Source organism: Mucilaginibacter sp. AK015 (genome assembly GCF_014200785.1).
Taxonomy (GTDB): Bacteria; Bacteroidota; Bacteroidia; order Sphingobacteriales; family Sphingobacteriaceae; genus Mucilaginibacter.
Map to the genome: position 1 here is coordinate 1594691 of NZ_JACHCV010000001.1, position 22719 is coordinate 1617409.

Here is a 22719-nt window from a genome sequence, read left to right on the forward strand (position 1 = left end):
ACCCCCTGCCCCCTCTCTGCTGCGCAAAGAGGAGGTTCTTATTTTTTACCCTCTTTGCGCAGCAGAGAGGGTCGACAAGCGAAGCGATGTCGGGGTGAGTAAGCTGACCGAGGGGCGGAAAGAGGGTGAGCAACTTTTATTTCCCTTCCTTTCCCCACCCTCTTTGCGCAGCAGAGAGGGTCGACAAGCGAAGCGATGTCGGGGTGAGTAAGCTAACCAAGCGGCAAATTTTACTCACTGCCTTCCTTCACGCATCATTGCGAGGCACGAAGCAATCTCCGGACTTTGCATGGCTGCTTTGCATATCCTAAAATGGTTCGTAACTCAAAGACGATTTTTGTTAATTGTAAAAAATAATCGCAATTTTCCGGTGATATATCATCCTTTCCGTGCACTTATACTAAAAACACTTTATTATGGTAACAACAGCAAGCAGGGAACAATTACTGATGGAGCTTTATAAAAGCGCCTTCCCCGCTGTGGCTAAGTATGTGGCCAGGCTGGGTGGCACTTTGGATGACGCGCGGGATGTTTTTCAGGACGCGCTGGTAATTTATTATGAAAAAGCGGTTGCCGGGAACCTGAATGCCGCGGATGACAAGGCGTACCTGCTTGGCATCGCCAAACATCTTTGGTTCAAAAACTTCAGGGAAGGTAACACCACCGTGCCATTACAGGATGATGTATTAACCCTCGCCGACGAAGCCAAAGAACAGGTATCGACCAACAAGGTGTTACAATACCTGCAAACGGCCGGTAAGCGCTGTATGGAGCTGCTGAGCGCTTTTTATTATGACAAGTTACCCATGAAAGAGGCAGCCGGAAAGTTTGGTTACGCCGGCGAACGCTCGGTAACTGTGCAGAAGTACAAATGCCTGGAAAAAGTAAGGGAAACAGTAAAACAACAATCATTAACGTATGCGGACTTCATTGAATAACATCAAAGCGATTGACGACCATTTGCTGGGCATGGCTGCACCGCAGGACAATTTATTGTTCGAGGCGAAGATGATACTCAACCCGGAGCTCCGGGCCGATGTGTACTGGCACCAAAAAACCCTTGCCCTTGTGCAGCAATATGGCCGCGAACAACTGCGCGCCGAGATAGAAGCTGTACACAAGCAGCTTTTTACCCGGCCGGAGCACCACGGCTTTCGCCAAAGCATATTGCGCTTTTTTAAACGCTAACCTTTAAATTTAATACGAATGAACGCTAATGAATTCCGCAAATATGCGGTAGGGCATCGCCATGTCCAAAGTTTACATGTAGACAGGTTTATAGCCGGAGTAAACAACCGCCCGATAGCCAGCATGACACCCGCTATTATGGAAGAGCGGCAGATGAACATTACGCAAATGGATGTTTTCTCGCGCCTGATGATGGACCGCATTATCTTTTTAGGCACCGCGGTTGACGATCAGGTAGCCAATATCATACAGGCGCAGCTGCTGTTCCTGCAATCAACCGATGCAAAGCGCGATATCCAGATCTATATCAATTCGCCGGGTGGCTCGGTTTACGCCGGGCTGGGTATTTACGATACAATGCAGTTTATCTCGCCCGATGTAGCAACCATTTGTACCGGCATGGCCGCTTCTATGGCGCAGGTACTGCTTTGCGCCGGCACGCCGGGCAAACGTGCAGCCCTGCCCCACTCCAGGATAATGATGCACCAGCCGTCGGGCGGGGCACAGGGTATGGCTTCGGATATCGAGATAGCTGCCGTACAGATCGCTAAAATGAAACGGGAGCTTTACGAGATCACGGCCAAACATACCGGTCAGGATTTTGAAACCGTTCACCGCCTGTCTGATCGCGACCACTGGATGATAGCCGCCGAAGCCCTGGAATTTGGCATGATAGATGAAATTTTGGGTGCGCGGGAGAAAATTTAGCACCTTGATCTGGGCTGTGTATGTTTTATGCCGGCCGCGTACGAAAGGCCTTAGCTTGCTATAGGGTTGTTTACACCTTAGCCGCATCAACCCTGCAGCGAGGGCACTATTGTAAAATTTAAAAAGTAATTCTACCTTAGGAAGGCTAATAATCAAACCTATCCGATTAATTTAATAGTAGAATTTAATAATGAAAACAGCCCTGATCACCTTTATCACATGCCTGTTTACTACGTTTACATTTGCACAAACCGATGCTCAAAAAATTGAAGACGCTAAAGCCCTGATAACCCAAAAGAAATATGCTTCGGCCTTTGAAACATTAAGCAGTTCTAACGACCTTAGCCCTGAATTGGCGATAACTTTAGCTAAGCTTGTTACCGAACATTCCCTATCTGTCAGCAGATATCAATCATGGGAAATGATGGATGCGGGTGGGTCTATAAAGCTTTTCGACCTGAATGTTGAAGGTTTACTTTTCGGAGCAATAGGCAAGTGGCCTGCTGATTGTCGTTTGTATGAAGAGCAATGCCGGTTTTACTCTTTCGTTTTAAACAACGAAGGCCAATATGGTTCTATGGCTTTATTAACTGCTTTAAACAAATCGGTTGACCAGTATATTCAGCCAAAATGCCCAAGCTATGTGTCTGATTATGTGCTGGGTTATACATCTTTGGAACTTGGCCAATTAGATAACGCCATTGAGTACCTAAAAAAATCAATAGCGTTGAACGCCGGGTTTGCTAAGGCGCATTTGCAGCTTAGCCGGGCATATCTTAAACAGAAGAATATGGCAAGCGCGTTGGCCACCTCCCGCAAAGCCGCTGAACTGGCGGTTGCGAACAAGGAGCGCAGCGGCGCTTTGCTGGTTGCTGCACAAGCATATGAGGCTATGAACGACAAGGCGAACGCCTTAAAAAATTACATTACCGCCGACTCATTAAAGCATGGCGACTTTTTCGTCCTAAAGTCGTTGTTGAATTTTTACGTTAAAACAAATAACAACAAAGCTGCTGAAACGGTTAATGCCTTCCTTACCTCGCAGGACAGAGGGAAGCTTTCTTACTATCTGGATGTTTATGACATTTATGCTGCCAACGGCAGGTTGGCCGACCTGGCTATGATCTATCAAAAACGCCTTGCCGACTTTAAGGGCACAAAGAGTGTAGAAGCATGCCTGAATTTTGCGCTTGGCAAAATTTATCAGACTACAAACGCAGACCTTTCTAAACAATATTTAAGAACTGCAAAAGGCATGGGCCTCGAAGCAAAAAATATCACCGATACCAGAACCCATCCAAACACCAGTAAAATAGTTACGGAAGCATATACGGCCATTTAAAGGGCAGTTTAACTTTCGGCAGATATCACTTCCGGCTTCTGCATAATAAATTAAATCACAGGTAATGGTGACAGCACTACGTCAGTACGCAATTTTAAAAGTAGCTGATAATCAAGCGTTCACTGATGTTCACGGTGTTCACGTGCGCCGAACGTGAACGCTTTTATCCTGATCGTTTTCCAAAAGTTATCAAATCTTACTCAATAATCGTTTACTTTGGGTTTACTATTTGTGTCATCCCATGAAGAAACTATTTACCGTTATTGCCCTGCTTACCGGCATCATACTTAAAACCTCGGCGCAAAACACCGCGGATGCCAATTATCATCAGCTGCAGCAAAAGTTCGTCGACCTGAAGTTTGGGATGTTCATCCATTTTAACATGCCTACCTACATGGATGCCGACTGGCCCGACCCGGAAGCCCCCGCCTCTGCATTTAACCCAACCAAACTAAACGCTGATCAATGGGCCAAAGCTGCCAAAAGCGCCAACATGACCTACGGCTGCTTAACCACCAAGCATCACAGCGGTTTTTGTATATGGGATACAAAAACCACCGATTATAACGTAATGAACAGCCCGCTGAAGCGGGATGTGGTAAAAGAATATGTGGATGCGTTCAGGAAGAACGACCTTAAAGTGATGCTTTATTACAGCATACTGGATACGCACCACAAGCTGCGCCCGCATCAGATCACCCAGAAACATTTTGAAATGGTGAAGGCCCAGTTAACCGAGCTGTTAACAAAATACGGCAAGATAGAAGCCATTATCATCGACGGCTGGGATGCCCCATGGTCGAGGATCAGTTATGATGATATCAATTTTGAGGACGTTTACCACCTCATTAAATCCATTCAGCCTGACTGTGTGCTGATGGATCTTAACGGTGCAAAATACCCTGCCGAAGGCCTGTTTTACAGCGACATTAAAACCTACGAAATGGGCGCGGGCCAGCGCTTGTCAACAAAAGATAACGTTATGCCGTCGTTAGCTTGCCTGCCTATACAAAGCAGCTGGTTCTGGAAAACAAATTTCCCAACCACCCCTGTAAAAGACCCGGCCAAAATGGTTGAACAGTTAAACATCCTTAACCAGGCGGGCTGCAATTTTATCCTTAACGTTGCCCCAAACCGCGATGGTTTATTTGACGATAACGCCTTGGCCGCCCTAAAAGAAATAGGCAAGCTTTGGAAGAACGATGTGCCGGCGCCAAGGCTTGCGGCAACCGGCGCGCCCATAATATCAAGCAATTTGGCTAAAAATAAGCCATCAAACGCCAGTTGGAGCGATGACATGGATATTATGGATTTTGCCAACGATGATGATTTTACCACATCCTGGGTATCCAGCAAAACGGTAGCAAAGCCCTGGTATGAAATAGATTTTGGTCACGATACGGAGTTTAATACCATTGCTTTGACGGAGAAAAAACCAAACATTACCGCCTACCATTTGGAGTATCTGCAAAACGGTGTTTGGAAACCCATATTTGAAGGCAGCACAGCCTCACGTGTGAAGGTCCACCGTTTTAACCGCGTGTGGGGCACCAAAGTACGTGTAACCATCGATAAAGCCGAAGGGCAGGTTTCCATCGCGGAGTTTGGCGTTTATAACGAGCGGAGGTAAGCGGATTTTCGTAAACTATATTCCGGATCAGGCTGCAGGCAAACGGTTACTCGCTTCTCAAGCTCTTCACCGGGTTTGCTACTGCTGCCTTTATGGCCTGGAAACTGATGGTTACAAGCGCTATGATTATTGCACCGAGTCCGCCAACAGCAAAGAGCCACCAGCTGATATGAATGCGATAAACATAATCCTGCAGCCACTGGTGCATGTAATACCAGGCAATGGGCGCTGCCACGGTAAAAGCAATTGAAATGAGTATAATAAACTCTTTCGAAAACAAATAAACAATGCTGCCGGCAGAGGCGCCCAGTACCTTGCGGATGCCAACTTCTTTTACCCGCTGCACCGCCATAAATGATGCTAAACCATACAAACCCAAACAGCTAAGGCATATCGCTACAGCCGCAAAAATTTTGTACAAAGCTGCCAACTGGTTTTCCTGCTTGTAAAAGCTCGCAATTTTATCGTCCAGGAACTGGTAATCGTAAACATAATCAGGAAAGGTTTGCTCCCATACTTTCTTTACCGACTGCATGGTGGACGATATATTTGCTGTTGAGAGCTTTATTGCTGCCTGCCGGTACATGGTAATGTTTGTTGCTATAAGCAACGGTGCCAGGTTATTGCGTAACGACCGGTCGTTAAAATCCTTTACCACGCCAACAACCGGGCATTTTATCACGTCGCCCCAAATACTTACTTCTTTGTTCAATATATTTTCGGGGTTTTTTAACCCCAAACTTTTTACAAACGTTTCGTTCACCAGAAATTCCCGTGTCATATCCGAATGCTGCAAGTTTCTGCCGGCTACCAGTTGCAATTTATAAGTAGGTACATAATTTTCATCGGCGAATTTCACAATGGCCTCGAAGTCCTCTTTTTTTATCGAATGGTCAAATTTAAGGGTAGTAAACCTGTTGTTATCATCTTCAACCGGCGTGTTCGAGCTGAAGCTTACTGCCTTTACGCCGTTTACCTGCAACAGCTGTTGCGTTAAATAACCGGCGAGCCGGCTGCCCGTACTATCCGGACGGAAAGGGACATTTACGATTGCATCCTTATCAAAGCCCAGTGGCTGGTGCATAAAATAGTCCATTTGCTTAACAATAATAAGCGTGCCGATAATAAGCGCCTGTGCAACTACAAACTGAAACACCACCAGTCCTCTGCGTAGGGATATTCCGGCCGGGGTAGCAACTGTTAGCTTACTTTTTAGCGCTTTAACAGGGTTGAAACGCGATAGGACTATAGAAGGATAAAACCCGGCAAGGGCGGTTACAACAACCGCTACCCCGAACAGAAATAAAATAATCATTGGATTGCCAAGTATATTGAACGACAGCGAAAGCTCTAAAAGCCTGCTTACATAAGGTAATGCAAGCATAGTGACTACCGTCGCAAACAATACTGCACCCGCGACTATCAAAAACGTTTCGATGATGAACTGGAACTGCAACTGGGATTTACTGCTGCCTAAAACTTTTCTCACCCCAACCTCTTTTGCGCGGTTAACGGCCTGTGCGGTAGAAAGATTAATAAAGTTTACGCAAGCGATGAGCAGGATAAATGCTGCTATCAGCCACAGTACGTTCAGCAGATCTTTACTGATGGTTTTATTACTATAATTACCTGTTTGCGTATCGTAGTGCACCGCGCTTAATGGTTGTAAAACATGGCTATCCTTATTATCGGCCGGCAATGCCCTCAGTGAATATGCCTTTAGTTGCTGATCGAAATTGTCGGCAGAAATATTCGGCGGCAGTAAAACGTAGCACCCAAAATCCGCGGATGTTTGGTTCCAGTCCATTTGCTGAAACCCATACATCGAATCCCCGGTAAAATCTGTTCCGTACGCGATCACCAGTTTAAACTGAAAATCGGTATTTGCAGGGATGGTGGCCAAAATGCCGGACACCTTTAGCGATACCGGCGGCGACTGAAACAAACCGGCACCGATACTGTAAGAGCCCGTGAGCTTAATGGTTTTACCCATCGCTGTTTTCCAGTCGCCAAAATAGGTGTCAGCGATCTCCTTTGTAAGCAACACGTTGTTTGGATCTTTTAACGAAGCATACGAGCCTGTAAGCAATGGAAAATTGAATATCTGAAAAAAAGATGGCGCTGTATAAAATACGCCGGCCGCCTCTTTAAAATTCTTTACAGGGTTTCCGTTCGCATCAAGCACTTGCAGTATATCATTGTGGCTTGCATAAACTGGTGCTACCTGTTCCAGTTGCGGAAATGCCGTCTTCAATCCTGCAGGCATTGGGAAGGGAACGCTTTTTCCGTACGAAACACCGCCCGCGTCTGCAGGATGGTGTTCGGTCAATACGCGATAGGTACGATCCTTTTTTGTATGAAAGTTATCAAAACTTGTTTGGTATTGTATAATGATAAATATGATGATACAAACGGTTATGCCTACAGCCAAACCGGCAATATTGATAGCCGCATAACTTTTGTTGCGCACCAGGCTGCGCCAGGCGATCTTGAAATAATTTTTAAACATATAGTTGCGCTTTAATTTGTCATCAGACCATTTAGGAATGGCTTCTGCTGACGAAACTATTGCTCCAAAACGGGGGCGACGCCCCATATTATAAAATGGGCGCTCTTTTTTAAGATCATTTTTGTATTCAACGGGGCTCTTGCCTGTGATCTGTTTAAAAGTGCGGTTAAAAGTAGTTTTGGAGTTGAAGCCCGATTCAAATGCGATACCGAGTAAGGTAATATGATCATAAGCTTGGTCCTGCATTTTCTGCACCACGCTTGCAACCCGGTACTCATTGATAAAATCGTTAAAGCTTTTCCTAAGCACGGTATTGATGATGCGTGATAACTCATGCGGCCCTACGCCAAGCTTTTCGGCCAGCGAGCTTAAGTTTAATTCCGGGTCCTGGTAATAGCATCCTTCCTGCATTGCCTTTTTCAGCCAGGGACCTTTTCGCTTCAGTTCGGCATGCAGCGGTGGCTTCAAAAATGATGGTGTTTCATTCAGGAGATCCATTTCCGGCCTTAAGAAAGCAACCGCTGCTATCCACAGGGCCACTCCGGCTAAAAGCAGGTAAAAAGGATAATAAGCTTGTTTACTTAAGTGATAATCGTAATACAAAAGGTCGGCGATTGTAATGGGTATCCATAAAAGCCATAACAGGCCGAAAACCCGTACGGGGCGGCGCAGCCAGCGTAACTCGTAACGGTAGCGATCGCCCCCGTTAAATTTTATTTGCCGGTAAAATTGTTCTATCTGCCTTAGCGCCAGGTAAAGATAAATTGCAACCGAAACAAACGCCAGCATTTGCAATACGGGGTTTAGCAGGTCATAAGTCGAAGTTTGATCTACAGCCACCCCTGTTTTAATACTATCTGTAATTGCTGCCGTGTGCACGCCCAATTGCAGCAGTAAGGGGCCAAAGTGAAGCGTATCCTTAAGCCGGAAATGGTATCCGGGAAGTGTTATTTTAAGCACATAAAAATAAAAAAGCGGACCAAAGGCAAGCGATACTTGCAGTGGCATCCATCCCCAGTAAGGAAAACTCGCTTCAATAGCGGCTTCTTGTCCCAGCAACCAAATCAGATCTAAAACCATGACAGCGATGGCCAAACTCAAAAAACGGTTCGCTGCCCGGTTAGCCCTTTTGGCTAAACCCAGCTGCAGGCTTAAAGTAAGCCCCACAAATATTACCCCGAGGAAAAGCAGGTCATAAAGGGTGATATGAAGGGTGTATGCGTTCAAAGGTGGTGGCCTGTTTTACGGAAATTATTTAGCTAATATAGTGAATAGCATTTCTGGCTGACAGAATAAAACAGCGAATTGTTAATATAAAACCGTGCTGAACCACTTAATAATGCCCCGCAGGCGAGCTCTTACAATCGCCGGTGACTACCAGTCAGATCAGTTCAGGGCCGATATCAAAAAACGAATAGGATTGTCCCGCATTCGCAACCGCTACACTGCCCGTGTAGTTGTCGTGTACAGGAAAGGTATTTAGCTGCCAATTTTTATCAGCCCCGCTCAGGCCTTTGGGCAGCGGATATTCCCCGTTTAATGAAGGCGTAACCGCCAGGTGTTCGCCAAGGCCCTGACCGGTTGCCTTAAGGATGGCTTCCTTACGTGTCCACAGGGTAAAAAAACGCGCAGTATTGCCCTGACCGATATAAGCAATTTCGTCAGGGCTAAAATTGTCGGACAGGATGTCGTGATAGGGAAATGCGTCATCAATATACTCCACGTCGGCGCCTACCGGCAATGTAGCTACAGCCATCAAGATCCAGTCGCCCGAGTGCGAGAGGTTGTAATGAATAATATTACCTTCCCGGCTTACCAAATGGGGCTTCTTGTTTTCGCCCAATACAAATTGCAGTCCGGCAGGCGGCCTGTTTAAATAGCTGCCTAATAATATCCGTTGCACACCCCTGCTGATTATAAACCTATGTGTATCTTTTTGTTGTTTATACTTGCCTGCGCGCAAGCTTTCGTCGGTGTTAAGCAGGGCCTTAAATTCAGCTATCCGTTTTTGGGCTTTGCTGATGCTGATACGCCAGATATGCACTTCCCCGCCGGTAAGCACCGGCTTACCTTGCTGCCAGTTTACATCTGGTAAATAACGGTTAATGATAGTGCCCATTTTTAAGATTGATGTAGCTATTAATTGATCTTATTCAAGCAATCCTGCAATATCTTAGCAAATATCTTATCGTTTGGCTCTTTAAAAATGGTATTGTGCTCGCCCGGTACCTTGTGGATGTTCACGCCTTTTAACGCATATGGTTTCCAGCCCATATATTCGTAATCATCCAAATAGAACGACCTTTCCTCCGCGCGGAACAACTCTATCGAGATATCATAAGGTTGTATCTTGTAATGCTTCTGCGCAATGTTGTTCATTTCGTCAATTTTATTTGCGTAGCCAAAAAACCCGGTTTGTTCTTGTTTTTTGCCAAACTTTAGCTTCCATAAAAGCCGTGTAGCACCGCGCTCAATGGCGGTTGCACGTTTTTTTAAGGTTTTGGTAAACCCATCCTTAAACGTTATCGAATGCCAAGCCTTACGGCCAAAGTAAAGGCCGCGTTTAACATATTTCACCAGCCACGGGTCGTAATACGGCGTTCGGTAGGCGTAGGTATCAAACATCGCCAGCATACGCACTTCTTTGTTAAGCGCTTCAAGTTGCCGGGCCATCTCATAAGCAATGATCCCGCCGAAAGAATACCCTGCCAGCGCGTACGGCCCGTTAGGGTTATGCGCCCGTATAGCCGAGATATAATGCGCGGCTATGTCTTCCATCCTGTTCAAAGGTTCGTCAACACCGTTCAAACCTTTGGCCTGCAGGCCGTAAACCGGCTGATCGGCATCCATGTGCTTGGCAAGGGCATTAAACAGCAATACGTTTAAGCCGGCGCCGTGTACAATATATATTGGCACCTTACTACCGGTAGGCTTGATGGGCACCAACGAGTCCCAGGTGACGGACCTTCCGTCCATTTCCAGCATCAGGGATAATTTTTCAACCGTCGAGTTTTCAAACAAAATAGCCAGCGGCATACGCTTGCCTGTTTCCTTCTCTATTTTAGCCATCACCTGTACCGCTATCAGCGAATGGCCGCCAAGCTCGAAAAAGTTATCGTATATGCCTACCTGCTCAATGCCTAAAAACTCCTTCCATATATCGGCAACCAGTTTTTCTACATTGGTACGGGGCGCAACATAATGGTTGGTTTCAGCCACGGCTATACCCTGTGCGGCAAGGGCCTTTTTATCTACCTTTCCGTTGGGTGTCATCGGCAAAGCGTCAATAATCGCAAAATTGTCGGGCACCATATAATCAGGTACAGACGCCCGCAGGTTGGTGCGCCATTGTTGTATCAGCTCTGCCTCGCCTGTTTTTTGCACACCATCCTTCAAAGTAATGTAGGCAACCAGTTTATCTATGCCGTTATTATCCGCACGAGCTATCACCACCGCCTGTTTTATGGCATTTTCTTTTGATAAATTGAATTCTATCTCGCCGGTCTCGATGCGGTAACCCCTTATCTTTACCTGCGCATCAATACGCGACAGGTACATCAGGTCGCCATCGGCAGTAAACGTGCCCAGGTCGCCGGTACGGTACAATTTGGCATTACCCTCGGCAGAGAACGGATCTGCAATAAACTTTTCGGAAGTCAGTTGCGGTTGGTTCAGGTAGCCCAGTGCAACACCCTCGCCCCCAATATAAATCCCGCCGGCGGCACCCGGCATAAGCGGCTTTTGAAACTTATCTAAAATATACACCAATGTGTTATCAATAGGTTTACCTATACTTACCGCCCGGTCTGTATGCTTAATTTCCTTCAGGGTAGACCAAATGGTGGTTTCCGTAGGGCCGTAAACATTCCACAGCGACGAGGCCCGGCCTAAAATGCGTGCGGCCAGATCGATGGGCAATGCCTCGCCGCCGCATATTACTTTTATTTTCTCTGTGTCCCAGCCTGCCTCCAGCATCATGCGCCAGGTATATGGCGTGGCCTGCATCACGGTTATTTTTTCTTTACGGATGATATCCAGCAATGCACTACCGTCCTTTACTTCGGCCGCACCGGCCAGTACTGTCTGCGCGCCGGTTATCAACGGCAGCCAAAGCTCCAGCCCGGCAATATCAAAGCTGATAGTGGTAACAGCCAGCAGTTTATCCGCAGCCGTAAGCCCCGGCTGTTTCTGCATGCTGCACAAAAAGTTAACCACGTTGTGGTGCTTTATTTGTACGCCTTTAGGCTGCCCTGTTGAACCGGATGTATACAAAATATAGACCAGGTCGTTGCCATTTACACTTACATCAGGGTCGGCAGTTGTGTAATTTTCAAGGCCCTGCCAGATATCGTCAAGGATGATTTCTTTTGCGGTGGATGTATACTGGCCTTTATATGCTTCAGAAGTAACCAACACCACTGCGGCCGAATCTTCCAGCATATAACTGATACGGTTTACGGGGAAGTCCGGGTCGAGCGGGATGTAGGTTGCCCCTGCCTTTATAATGGCCAGCAATGAAACAACCAGTTCCACAGATCTGTCCAGCGATACAGCCACTTTATCGCCCGGTTTTACATCGTTTCCTATCAGCATGGCCGCAAGCTGGTTAGCTTTTTGGTTTAGCTGCGTGTAAGTTAGGGCTTCGTTTTTAAATTTCAGGGCAATGCTGTCGGGATATTTAGAAGCTGTTTCACTGATGATTTGATGCAGCGGTTTTTCCTTAGGATAATCAACCTTTGTGTCATTCCACTTGGTTAACTGCTGTAGTATCTTATCAGCGTTTATCGCGGGGATCTTGCCTATAGGCGTGTCGGGCGTGTTGACCACCTCGCGCAATAAATGATCAAACTCATCCATGAACCGGCTGATGGTAGCCGGCCCGAAAAGCTGCGTATTGTATGACCACTCCAGCGTGAGCGTCCCATTGTGATCCGTTATGTTAAGGAAGATCTCGAAGGTTTCGTACTCGCGCGGGTTATTGATGTAGCGGTGCTTCAGGTTATGGAAACTTATCCCGTCGTCCATGCCAATATCAATATTGAACACAACCGGCACCAACGGCACGCGTGTCGGATCGCGGGGGATATTTAATTTTTTAAGGAGGCTGCCAAAGGTGTACTGCTGATGGTCGTACGCATCAAGCACCTCGTTTTTACGCGTTTTTAGATAATTTATAAAAGATTGATCGCCTTTTGGGAAGCTGCGCAAGGGCAACAGGTTAACACAATGCCCCACCAGCCCAAAATTTCCCGTAGCGGATTGCCCCGCGGCCGGCAAACCAATAATGATCTCGTCCTGCCCGGTCAGTCGGTGCAAAAACACCTCGAACGATGCCAGCACCGTTGTTACAAAGCTTACGCCCGCTTTCCGGGCCATTAGTTTCAGACGGTCAACCAACGCGGTGTCCAAACTAAAATCGGCGCGGTTGCTTTTGTACTTGCGCGGCGATGGCCTCGGATTGTCAACAGGTATATCCAGCAGGTGATCGCTGCCTTTAAACTGGTCTATCCAGTACTTTTCGGTCGCCTGGTGTTGCGCGCTGCGCGATGCCGCTATCTCTTCTACCGCGTATTTGCTAAATTGTGGCGCAGCAGGCAGGTTTGGCGGGCAACCCTGAGCGAAGGCAGAGTATAGCTTACTCAGGTCCTGCATAATAATCCCAACTGACCATCCGTCGCATACGATGTGGTGCATCAGCAGTACCACGTGGTGTTCGTGTTGGCTTAATTTTAAAATGGCGGCTTTATAAAGCGGCCCGTGTATCAGATCAAGCGGGGTAATAGCCAGTTGCCTGTTATAGTTTTTGATGAACAGCTTGTTCTGCTCATCGTCCTGCAGCGACAGGTCATGATAATCAACATTTATCGCAGGGTTGTTATACACAACCATGTTTGCGCCATCGGCACTAAAAACGGTGCGTAAAGCCTCGTGCCGGTCTGAAAGTGCCTGCAATGCCCGCATCATGGCATCCTTATCAAATGTACCGGTTAGTACTATAGATGCAGAATCGTTATAGGCACAGTTGGCATCGTTGCCGCCAATAAGGCACGACGTCCATATCTCTGTCTGCGGCTCGGTAGCGGGTGCAACCCGCAATATTTCCGGCCCTGCAAAAGGGTCAAATTCTTCAGCTTTTAACTGTGATGGATATGTAGAAGTCTGGTCCAAATTACGCGTCTTTCAGGTTTATCTGTTTATATCCGCCTAAATTATCATCCTTTAAAAACCAGGCAGGATTACCATTCCTGTCGCGGCCGAGCCTTGCGCCCGGTACAGGCGGCTCGTTGGCATTAGTTACCGCCGCAGTAGCGGGTGCTGCTAAAGGCACCACCGGCGATGCCGCGTTTTGCACTTCAAAAAACCCGGCTTGGGTCATTTCTTCAACGCTTTCGCCAAATTTGGCTATCATGGTATCAACATCTTCTTCGGTATGCGCATCGGTCATAAAACATGGGAAGCCATCTAAAATATGAATGCCCTTTAAACGCATCAGGGCAAACAGCAATTCACTATACGGGATATCCTCTATGAATTTCAACCTCCATAACGAACCATAGCCCACCACTGTTAATGGGATGTTATGCTTTTTGCAGAAGGCGTCCATACCATCTTTCAACCTTGTTGCAAGGGCCGTAAGCTTCTCCTGCAAGGCGGGGCCGCGGTCTTTCATGTGTTGCAAAGATGCCTTTGCTGCCGCGAGGGCAAGCGGATGCCTTACAAACGTACCCGCAAAATAGGTTACCCCTGCTTCGGGCACCGAGTCGTCGCCAAATTCCCAGTAACCGCCATCCAGCGCATCCATATACTCTTTTATCCCGCAGATCGCGCCTACCGGCATGCCGCCGCCAATTACTTTGCCATAAGTGCCTATATCGGCCTTTACACCAAACAGCGCCTGCGCGCCGCCGGGGTGAAAACGGAATCCGCTGATCACTTCATCAAATAACAACGCTATTTTGGAATCGGCGGTGATGGTCCTTAATTCTTTAAGAAATTCCACCGGCTGAAACTCAGGCCTGCGGCTTTGTACAGGTTCTACCAGTACCGCGGCAATTTCAGCGGCACGCTCTTTTATAATTTTCAGCGATTCATCCGTACCGTAGTCCAGTATCAGCATATTCTGTACATTCTCGGGCAATATGCCCGATGCAGCCGGAACAGTTTTTAATTTTTTGGTGCCGCGCACGATCACCTCGTCCATAATACCGTGATATGAGCCACTAAACGCCACGATAAGCGATCTGCCGGTCACCGTACGTGCTATACGCATAGCGCCAAGTACCGCTTCGGACCCCGTATTACACAAAGCGGCGCGATCGAAGCCGGTGAACCCGCACATCAATTTGCAAACCTCGCCTGCCAGTTCGTGCTGCGGACCAATCTCGTAACCCAGCTCCAGCTGGGTCTGTATGGCTTCCTTCAAAACATCGGGCTGATAGCCCAGCATGTTGGAACCAAAACCATTTAGCGCATCGATATATTCATTGCCGTCAACATCCCAAAGCCGGCTGCCTTTTGAGCGGTTAACGATGATGGGGTAAACCACCTCTTTGGTAAGCGGCCTGAAACCGCTCACCACCCGCGGATCGGCCATGTAGGCACGATGCTGCTGGGTTTGTTCCTTGCTCCTCTTGGTTTTTTCGTTATATTTCTTGGTTAGCTCAGCCAGGAAAGCCATTTGCTTATCATCCAGTTCCTGTACTTTCCGCTCGATGCGGGCGGTAGCGCCAAATGGCTTTTTTATCTCTGCCATTTCTTCCGGCGTAATATCCGGTTCTTGGTGCAATAACGTGCCGTTACTCATATTTATGGGCGGCGGCGGTAGCACTACCTGCGTAACTTTTACTTCACCACCTTGCAAATGTGCTATCTGGTTTGCCAGGAATTGCAGCTGCTGCGATATATTGTTTAATGTTGCATTACTGCTGCTATTTGGCACAAACGGCATGTTTGACGCTGGGGCCGGGCGTTGTGCCTGCTGCGGCTCAAATTGCCCGGCAGGCAGGTTCTTATCCAGGAAGTCGGCCAGCAGGTTTATAGAATTGTATTCCTCAAACAACTTCCTGAAGGTAATAGAAACATTGAACGTTTTTTTAAGATTAGTAGCGATCTGCGTTAATAGCAGCGAATCGAAACCAATCTCGGGGAAGCTCAGATCTGCGGATGCGTTACCGATCTCGATACCGGATGCATCTTCAAAAATTTCCTGCAGCTTACCTGCCAGCAAATCTTTTCTCATTATATTGTTTGGTATAATATTTTCATTCGGAATGGCTTGAGGGGTATCGGGTAATATCTCTTCCGGCTGGTAATTTACCGTTACGGGCGGGGTAAACAATACCGGATCAACCCAATACTTTTTATGATCGAACGCGTAACCCGGCAACCTTAACTTGTTAAGCGGCCCTTTGTAAAACGCCTTCCAATCTGGCTCCGCACCGTTTAGCCATAACTGCCCTAATGCCCTGATCAAAGACCCGTATTCGGAAACTCCGTCGCTGCCAGCAATCCCCGGCACTGTTGCAACCGGGTTATCGGCGGTTTGCTGCGCGGTTAAAGTAGCCAGCGTGCGGCCGGGGCCAACTTCCAGGTACAGGCGACCCTTATCTTCAGTCAGGGTGTCAATGGCATCCGCAAAGCGCACGGTCTTACGTAGGTGCTGCGCCCAATACGAGGGGTTAATAGCTTCAGCTGGACTTAGCCATTTGCCGGTTGCTGTTGATACCACTGGCTTGACCGGTGCATTTATTTTTACTGACCTTACTACTTCTTCAAACGGGGCCACAATATCATCCATCATAGCCGAGTGAAAAGCATGGCTGGTTTGTAATAACCTGCCGGTAATGCCTTTTTCCTCGAGTACTTTGGCAAAAGCCGCAACGGCATCTTTCTCGCCCGCCACTACCGATAGCTTATTGCTGTTTATAACGGCTATGGACAGGTTACCGGGTAATATTTTCTCCAACTCGGCAGCATCGGTGCGTACCGATAACATATCGCCTTCGGCAACTTCGCTCACCAACCTGGCGCGTTCGGTTATCAACTTCAGTGCATCAGGCAGGCTAAAGATACCTGCAAAATGCGCGGCGACGAATTCCCCTATGCTGTGGCCGGTAAACACCGACGGTATTATCCCCCAACTCATCCAAAGCTTAGCCAGAGCGTATGAGGTGATAAATATCGCCGGCTGGGTGTAAAACGTATTTTTTAGCTTGTCATTGGCTTCCGCGGATGCATCGGCATAAATTGCTTCAAGGATATTTTCATGGGCGGTACCTTTCAATATAGCCACGCATTCATTTACGGCATCGGCAAAAACGGGTTCCTGCTCATAAAGACCGCGGCCCATGTTCAGATACTGCGCGCCCTGTCCGGGGAACATGAAAACTATCCCGGCAGAATTTTCTGTTAATGTTTTAGAGTTGGATGGGTCACGTTTAAATTTAGTGAGCTTATCAAGCAGGTCGGCCCTGTCGGTCGCTAAAATGAAATTGCGTTCTTTAAAATCGACACGTGTGCTATGCAAACTGCAGGCGATATCCTCTACTTGTATTCCCTCGTTATCCTGTAGATAATAATACAGCCTGTCGGCCCATTTACTGGCACTGGTGGCCGTTTTAGCCGACCAACTGATCAACGATACCGGGCGGCTTTTACTTAATGGCTGCACCGGTTCAATATACTCCTCCAGCACGGTATGTACATTGGTACCCCCCACACCGAATGAACTTACGCCCGCCCTGCGTTTACCCTCGCTCTCCCAGTTGGTAAGCTTGGAATTAACAAAGAACGGACTATCTGCAAAATCGATATTTGGGTTGGGTTTAGTGTAGTGTAATGATGCCGGTATTTGCCTATGAAACAGCGCCAATGTGGTTTTTATAAAGCCGGCTACACCTGCTGCAGCAACCGTATGCCCCATATTACTTTTGATAGAGCCAATGGCGCAGTATTGTTTTTTATCCTGCGCGCCGAAGGCCAGGTTAAGTCCTTCGATCTCTATAGGGTCGCCTAACATGGTAGCGGTGCCGTGTGCTTCAACGTAGGTGATGGTTGCCGGGTCTACACCCGCATCGGCAATAGCCATAGCAATAGCGCCTGCCTGGCCTGCAGCGCTTGGCGCGGTAAAGCTGCCCTTGTCGCCTCCATCGTTGTTGAGCCCTATGCCTTTAAGCACGGCATAAATGGTATCGCCATCGCGCTCGGCTTCTTCCAGACTTTTCAAAACCACAACACCCGCGCCATCGCTAAACACAGTGCCGTCGCTATCCGCATCAAACGATCGGCAATGCCCGTCGGCGCTTAGCATGGTGCCTTGCTGGTACAAATGCCCGCTTTTAACCGGTGAACTGATAGACGCGCCGCCTGCCAGCGCTACATTGCATTGCCCGTTGCGAATGCTGTCGGCAGCCTGCGCTATGGCCAGCAGCGATGTAGAACAGGCCGCGTGCACACTTACCGCCGGGCCGTTCAGGTCAAGCTCGTAAGCGGTGCGCGTGGCTATGTAATCTTTCTCGTTTATAGTGGACGTAAGAAAACTGCCCACGCCTTCAATTTTTTGCGTGTTTGGGATTACGTTATTGATATAATAAGTATTGTTGCCAGTACCCGCGAAAACCCCAACCAAACCGGCATATTTTGCAGGCAGGTGACCGCTGGTTTCCAGTGCTTCAAAAGCCAGTTCTAAAAACACGCGGTGCTGGGGGTCCATCAGTTCGGCAACCTTGGGGCTGATACCAAAAAACGCGGCATCAAACCCCTCGGAGTTCTCCACAATCCCACGTGCCTTTACATAGTTGGGTGCAGTTTTTACTTCATACGGAATATACGGGTCAAGCTCATCGTCAGTAAAGAATGATATGGTTTCGCGCCCTTCGGTCAGTACGTCCCACAGTTCATAAATGTTGTTTGCTCCCGGTAACCTGGCCGCCATGCCTATCACGGCTATATCTTTATTGCTTTTATCTTTTTTGGGTTTAGCAGCAAGTTTAGCAACCACCTTGTTTCCTTCTAAAAAGGCCGCAATGCCGTTTACCGTGGGATATTGGTAAAGCTTGGTTATGGGCAGCGTATAAGTATGTTGCTTTTTTAACGCCGCAACAGTTTTAAGCGCCAGGATGGAGTTACCCCCCAATTCAAAAAAATTATCGTAGATGCCCACTTTGTCCACCTGTAATAGTTGGGCCCAAAGGGTGGCAATATGCTTTTCGGCAGTGGTAACAGGGGCTTTATACAAAACAGACAGCTCGGGGCGTTGCGTGTCCGGTGCAGGCAGGGCGTTGCGGTCTATCTTGCCGCTGGTTGTTTTGGCAAAGCCATCTACCCAAACAAATGCCGAGGGCATCATATAATCGGGCAGTTGTTGTTCTATGCTATCGCGCAGAAAGGCGATATCCTTTTTTATGCCCGATGATACCAGGTAAGCCACCAAACGCTTTTGGCCGGGCACATCCTCGCGGGCAACCACAACAGACTGCTGTACGCCTTCCAGTTGGTTCAACAGCACTTCTATCTCTCCCACTTCCACCCTGTTACCCCGTATCTTTACCTGCGTATCGAGCCGGCCAAGGTATTCTATGTTACCGTCGGGCAGGTAGCGGCCCAGGTCGCCGCTGCGGTAAATGCGGGTGGGTTTGCCTTGGGTATCCGTCCAATCAATAAATTTTTCTTCTGTAAGGTTGGCGCGGTTCAGGTAGCCGTAAGCCAGGTTTATACCGCTTATGCAAAGTTCGCCCTCTTCGCCGTCCGCAACTTCCTTCAGTTGCCCATCCAGCACGTGTATGGATACGTTATCAATAGGTTTGCCAATGGTGGGCAGCAACGGCCAGTTATAGGCAGGGCCTTCCATTTTAAGGGAGGTGCTGCACACGCTGGCCTCGGTAGGGCCATACATATTGTAAAACACGCAGCCCGGCAGGGCCTCAAAGAAACGCAAAACCTGCGGCGTTATTTTTAATTGTTCACCGGCGCTGATCACTTCCTTTAACGATTGCGGAAAGTGCTGTTCGGCATCGGCAGCCTCGGTAAAATATTGCAGGGCCACAAAAGGCATATTTATGCGGTTAACCTGCTGTTCATCTATATAGTTTAAAAGTTTTGAAGGGTCTATACGTGTGGCATCGTCGACCAAAACCAGTGTACCGCCTATACACAGGGTACAAAAGATCTCCATTACCGATGCATCAAATATCAGCGGAGAAAATTGCATTGTTTTATGCCCTACCCCTAAATATGGCGAAATGCGCTTGTGCCAGTTTATCAGATTTACAACGCCCGCGTGGCCTACGCAAACCCCTTTAGGTTTGCCTGTTGACCCCGATGTGTAAATGATATAAGCAACCTTAGTTTTGGCACCGTTAATTAATGCGGCACCCGCAGTTATAGCCTCATCAGCAACAATTACGTTTTTCGCGAGCACGCTAAAAACGTTTTTATCTATTCCGGGCACAATAATGGTGTCGATACCGCAGTCGGCCACCATGTCCTGCAGCCTTTCGGCAGGGAAGGTTGGGTCTAACGGAAGATAGGCTTTGCCTGCTTTTAAAACAGCCAGCAGGCTAATGATGGTTTCGATTGACCGGGTTGCGCTTACCCCGATGATAAGCGATGCAGGCGACACCTTATTGATAACATCAGCCAGTTTGCCGGCCCTGCTGTTTAGTTCATTATAGCTTATTTTATCAACGCCAAACTGCACTGCCGTTACGTCAGGAGTTTCCAGGGCCTGCTGCTCAAACAAATGATGAATAAACACATCATCCGTAAAAATATCAGTGTACTTATTATCGGTAAGAATATTCATTAACCTGAGTAAGTGGGGTAACGTGCCGGTATAAACCGCAGGTTACTTTAGCGCTGTTTAAATCGGGATTAAGATATAAAAATTTAAACTTAGGTACTTGTAGGGTGAACAAAAAAATTCATTTAATTTTCATTAAATCAAAGTTTAAAATTTAATTATCCGCCCTGCAGGCATAACTTTAAATTAAGCAAATTCTTTAAAAGCAATTTACCATGAAACCAGCCTTCGTAAGGGGTGGTTAAGACCGCCTGCGCATACCTTTAACCAGCGGCTAATGCGGGCATCAATGGTAAAATAAGTTTAAAATAGGCCGGACAATAGTTATATTTACCTACAGAAAAATAACGCCGCGCATTGCGGCCTTGTTTACCTGCCTTATTTAATTTACACCCTATGTTAAACCCCATTTGGAGCATAAAACGGTTCATCAACCCATATTTACTGGTATTTTTATTCGCTTTTGATCCCTGCTTTGCCCAAATTACTAAAGTGAATGAACTACTGCCCCGGCTTAAGCAAACCATGCCCGATACGGCAAGGCTGAGCCTCCTTAAACAGTTGTCTACCGCATACTCATCTGTCGACCCTGAAAAAAAGTTCTATTACGCCAACGTTTATAAGAGCCTTGCCCAAAAGCTGAATAACCACGAAGCCGTTGCCGACTCCTACGTGCAAATGGGCATATCCTATGGCATCCGCAGCAAAATAGACAGCGCGCTTTTTTACTTCAATGTAGGGTATAACCACGCCAAAAAATATGGTTTTGAATTAACAGCCGGCAGGGCCCTGGCTAATATAGGCTTTGCTTACAACAGGCTTGATGATAACCGCGAAGCCATTACCAACTACTTCCAGGCGCTGGCTATTTATAAAAAGATAGGCTATGAGCTAGGCGCCAACCAATGCTACACCAATATTGGCGCTATTTACTATGACATGGATAAAAATGAAATAGCACGAAGCTATTTTAAGCAAGCATTGGCCGGTTACACCAAAAGTAAAAACGATATGGGTATTGCCAGTGCCTTGTACTCGGTAGGGAACTGTTACCTCGCCGACCACCAGGATGAACAGGCCATTGAATACTATAACCGAAGCCTGGCCATACGCCAAAAGCTGGGCGACCTGAACGGCATTGGCCTGACCCGCATGGGTTTAGGCAGGGCATATACGCATCAAAAGAAATATACTGCCGCCTTAACAAGTTTAGATAGCGCCCTGAAAAATATGCGCACACTGGGCGATAAATATGTTGAAGCAAATGTGCTTAACTCAATTGCCGATGTTTACAACGATAGCAAAGATTACGGTAAGGCGATTGAATACGGCACACAGGCTTTAAACATAAGCCGCGCCATAAAGGCTAAAGGTGTAGGTAACGAATCGATGGACAAGTTGGTTACCGCGTATAAAAATAAAGGTGACCTTAAAAATGCGTTTTATTACCAAACCCAATACCTGCTATCAAAAGACAGCATGCAGGAAGAAAAAATGCTGAAAGACATCACCCTGATTGAAATGAACAGGGTAAGAAGCGAAAACGCGGGCTTGGAAAAGAACAACCAGGATATTGCCGCAAAAAACTCTGATTACCTGGATAAGATCAACAAATACAGTACGGTAATTATTGCCACCTCAATTGTACTGGCGTCGGCTATTTTGCTTTTGGGTGTTTTATACCGCCGCAACCAAACAAAGCAGGCTACTAATAAACTGCTGGTAAAGCAGAAAGAAGAAATTGCGGCGATCAATAACGAACTGGCCATGCTCAACGAGGAGATCAACGCCCAGATGGAGTTATCGACGGCGCAAAACATCGAGCTGGAACGACTGAACGATGTAAAAAACAAGTTTTTTTCCATCGTATCACATGATCTGCGGAGTCCGTTAAGCACGTTGCAAACCCTGCTGGCAGTTTATCGCGAAGGCGATATGGACGAAAAAGAACTTGGAGACCTGCTGGTAAAACTGGAAGATACCATACTAAGTACCGGCACTTTTTTAGATAACCTGCTGGAGTGGTCAAAAAATCAGTTAGAGGGTATGAAAATAAACCCTGTTGATGTTGACATCAGGAGCACTATTGATGAAAACATCCATTTGTTTGAAACCAAAATAGGGTTAAAAAACCTGCGGGTGAGCAACGCGGCCAAAGCAGATACCATGGCTTTTGCCGATCAGGACATGATAAACCTGGTGATACGTAACCTGCTGTCAAACAGTATAAAATTTTGCAAGGCCAGCGACTCCATAGTTTTTAACGCCGAAGTAAATGGCAATCGTACCATTATATCAATAAGCGACACCGGCCCGGGCATAAGCCGCGACGAGGCCGATAAATTATTTAGCCTTGAACATACCCTTAGTACCGGCACACAGGGCGAAAAGGGCAACCACCTGGGGCTGATACTTTGCAAGGATATGATAACCCAGAACAAGGGGAATATATGGTTTGAAACTGAACCTGGTAAGGGCACCACTTTCTGGTTCGACCTGCCAAACCGGAAATAACACAAAAGCATAAGGACCTTAAGCGGTAT

10 protein-coding genes are annotated in these 22719 nt (G+C 47.3%); 6 read left to right on the plus strand and 4 right to left on the minus strand.

What is annotated here, in order from left to right; all coding sequences use genetic code 11:
- Nucleotides 1-416 precede the first annotated feature (416 nt).
- The 5 genes from HDC91_RS07060 to HDC91_RS07080 all read left to right on the plus strand — a co-directional run bounded on the left by HDC91_RS07060 (nt 417) and on the right by HDC91_RS07080 (nt 4868).
- Nucleotides 417-938: an RNA polymerase sigma factor gene (locus tag HDC91_RS07060; RefSeq protein ID WP_183549828.1), complete on the plus strand. Its 522-nt coding sequence runs from the start codon at nt 417-419 to the stop codon at nt 936-938.
- Complete coding sequence (locus tag HDC91_RS07065; RefSeq protein ID WP_183549830.1) at nt 919-1188, plus strand: hypothetical protein; 270 nt, start codon at nt 919-921, stop codon at nt 1186-1188. Before HDC91_RS07060 ends, HDC91_RS07065 begins: the two co-directional genes overlap by 20 nt.
- Before the next feature lie 18 nt (nt 1189-1206).
- Nucleotides 1207-1896, plus strand: a complete 690-nt coding sequence (locus tag HDC91_RS07070) for a ClpP family protease (protein ID WP_183549841.1) — start codon at nt 1207-1209, stop codon at nt 1894-1896.
- Between the two features lie 190 nt (nt 1897-2086).
- On the plus strand, nt 2087-3238 hold the full coding sequence (locus tag HDC91_RS07075) for a lipopolysaccharide assembly protein LapB (RefSeq protein ID WP_183549844.1): 1152 nt from the start codon (nt 2087-2089) through the stop codon (nt 3236-3238).
- Between the two features lie 241 nt (nt 3239-3479).
- Nucleotides 3480-4868, plus strand: a complete 1389-nt coding sequence (locus tag HDC91_RS07080; protein ID WP_183549847.1) for an alpha-L-fucosidase — start codon at nt 3480-3482, stop codon at nt 4866-4868.
- A 46-nt stretch (nt 4869-4914) separates the two neighbouring features.
- Here HDC91_RS07080 and HDC91_RS07085 read toward each other — a convergent pair whose 3' ends face one another.
- From HDC91_RS07085 to HDC91_RS07100, 4 genes are all read right to left on the minus strand, one after another.
- Nucleotides 4915-8604 (minus strand): ABC transporter permease, encoded by a 3690-nt coding sequence (locus tag HDC91_RS07085; RefSeq protein ID WP_183549849.1) that lies wholly within the window; start codon nt 8602-8604, stop codon nt 4915-4917.
- 154 nt (nt 8605-8758) lie between these two features.
- The gene (locus HDC91_RS07090; RefSeq protein WP_183549852.1) at nt 8759-9496 is read right to left on the minus strand and encodes a 4'-phosphopantetheinyl transferase superfamily protein; all 738 of its coding nucleotides are present in this window, start codon (nt 9494-9496) and stop codon (nt 8759-8761) included.
- A 20-nt stretch (nt 9497-9516) separates the two neighbouring features.
- Nucleotides 9517-13545, minus strand: coding sequence for an amino acid adenylation domain-containing protein (locus HDC91_RS07095; protein WP_183549855.1), 4029 nt, complete (start codon nt 13543-13545; stop codon nt 9517-9519).
- 1 nt (nt 13546) lies between these two features.
- Nucleotides 13547-20179, minus strand: coding sequence for a polyketide synthase (locus HDC91_RS07100; protein WP_183549858.1), 6633 nt, complete (start codon nt 20177-20179; stop codon nt 13547-13549).
- A gap of 393 nt (nt 20180-20572) precedes the next feature.
- On the opposite strand from HDC91_RS07100, the gene HDC91_RS07105 reads away from it, so the two are divergent.
- Nucleotides 20573-22690 (plus strand): tetratricopeptide repeat protein, encoded by a 2118-nt coding sequence (locus HDC91_RS07105; protein ID WP_183549861.1) that lies wholly within the window; start codon nt 20573-20575, stop codon nt 22688-22690.
- Nucleotides 22691-22719 lie beyond the last annotated feature (29 nt).

Coding starts and splice junctions, on each gene's coding strand:
- HDC91_RS07090 (WP_183549852.1), bottom strand. CDS start 9,496: ATGGGCACTATCATTAACCGTTATTTACCAGATGTAAACTGGCAGCAA.
- HDC91_RS07075 (WP_183549844.1), top strand. CDS start 2,087: ATGAAAACAGCCCTGATCACCTTTATCACATGCCTGTTTACTACGTTT.
- HDC91_RS07070 (WP_183549841.1), top strand. CDS start 1,207: ATGAACGCTAATGAATTCCGCAAATATGCGGTAGGGCATCGCCATGTC.
- HDC91_RS07080 (WP_183549847.1), top strand. CDS start 3,480: ATGAAGAAACTATTTACCGTTATTGCCCTGCTTACCGGCATCATACTT.
- HDC91_RS07100 (WP_183549858.1), bottom strand. CDS start 20,179: ATGAATATTCTTACCGATAATAAGTACACTGATATTTTTACGGATGAT.
- HDC91_RS07060 (WP_183549828.1), top strand. CDS start 417: ATGGTAACAACAGCAAGCAGGGAACAATTACTGATGGAGCTTTATAAA.
- HDC91_RS07065 (WP_183549830.1), top strand. CDS start 919: ATGCGGACTTCATTGAATAACATCAAAGCGATTGACGACCATTTGCTG.
- HDC91_RS07105 (WP_183549861.1), top strand. CDS start 20,573: ATGTTAAACCCCATTTGGAGCATAAAACGGTTCATCAACCCATATTTA.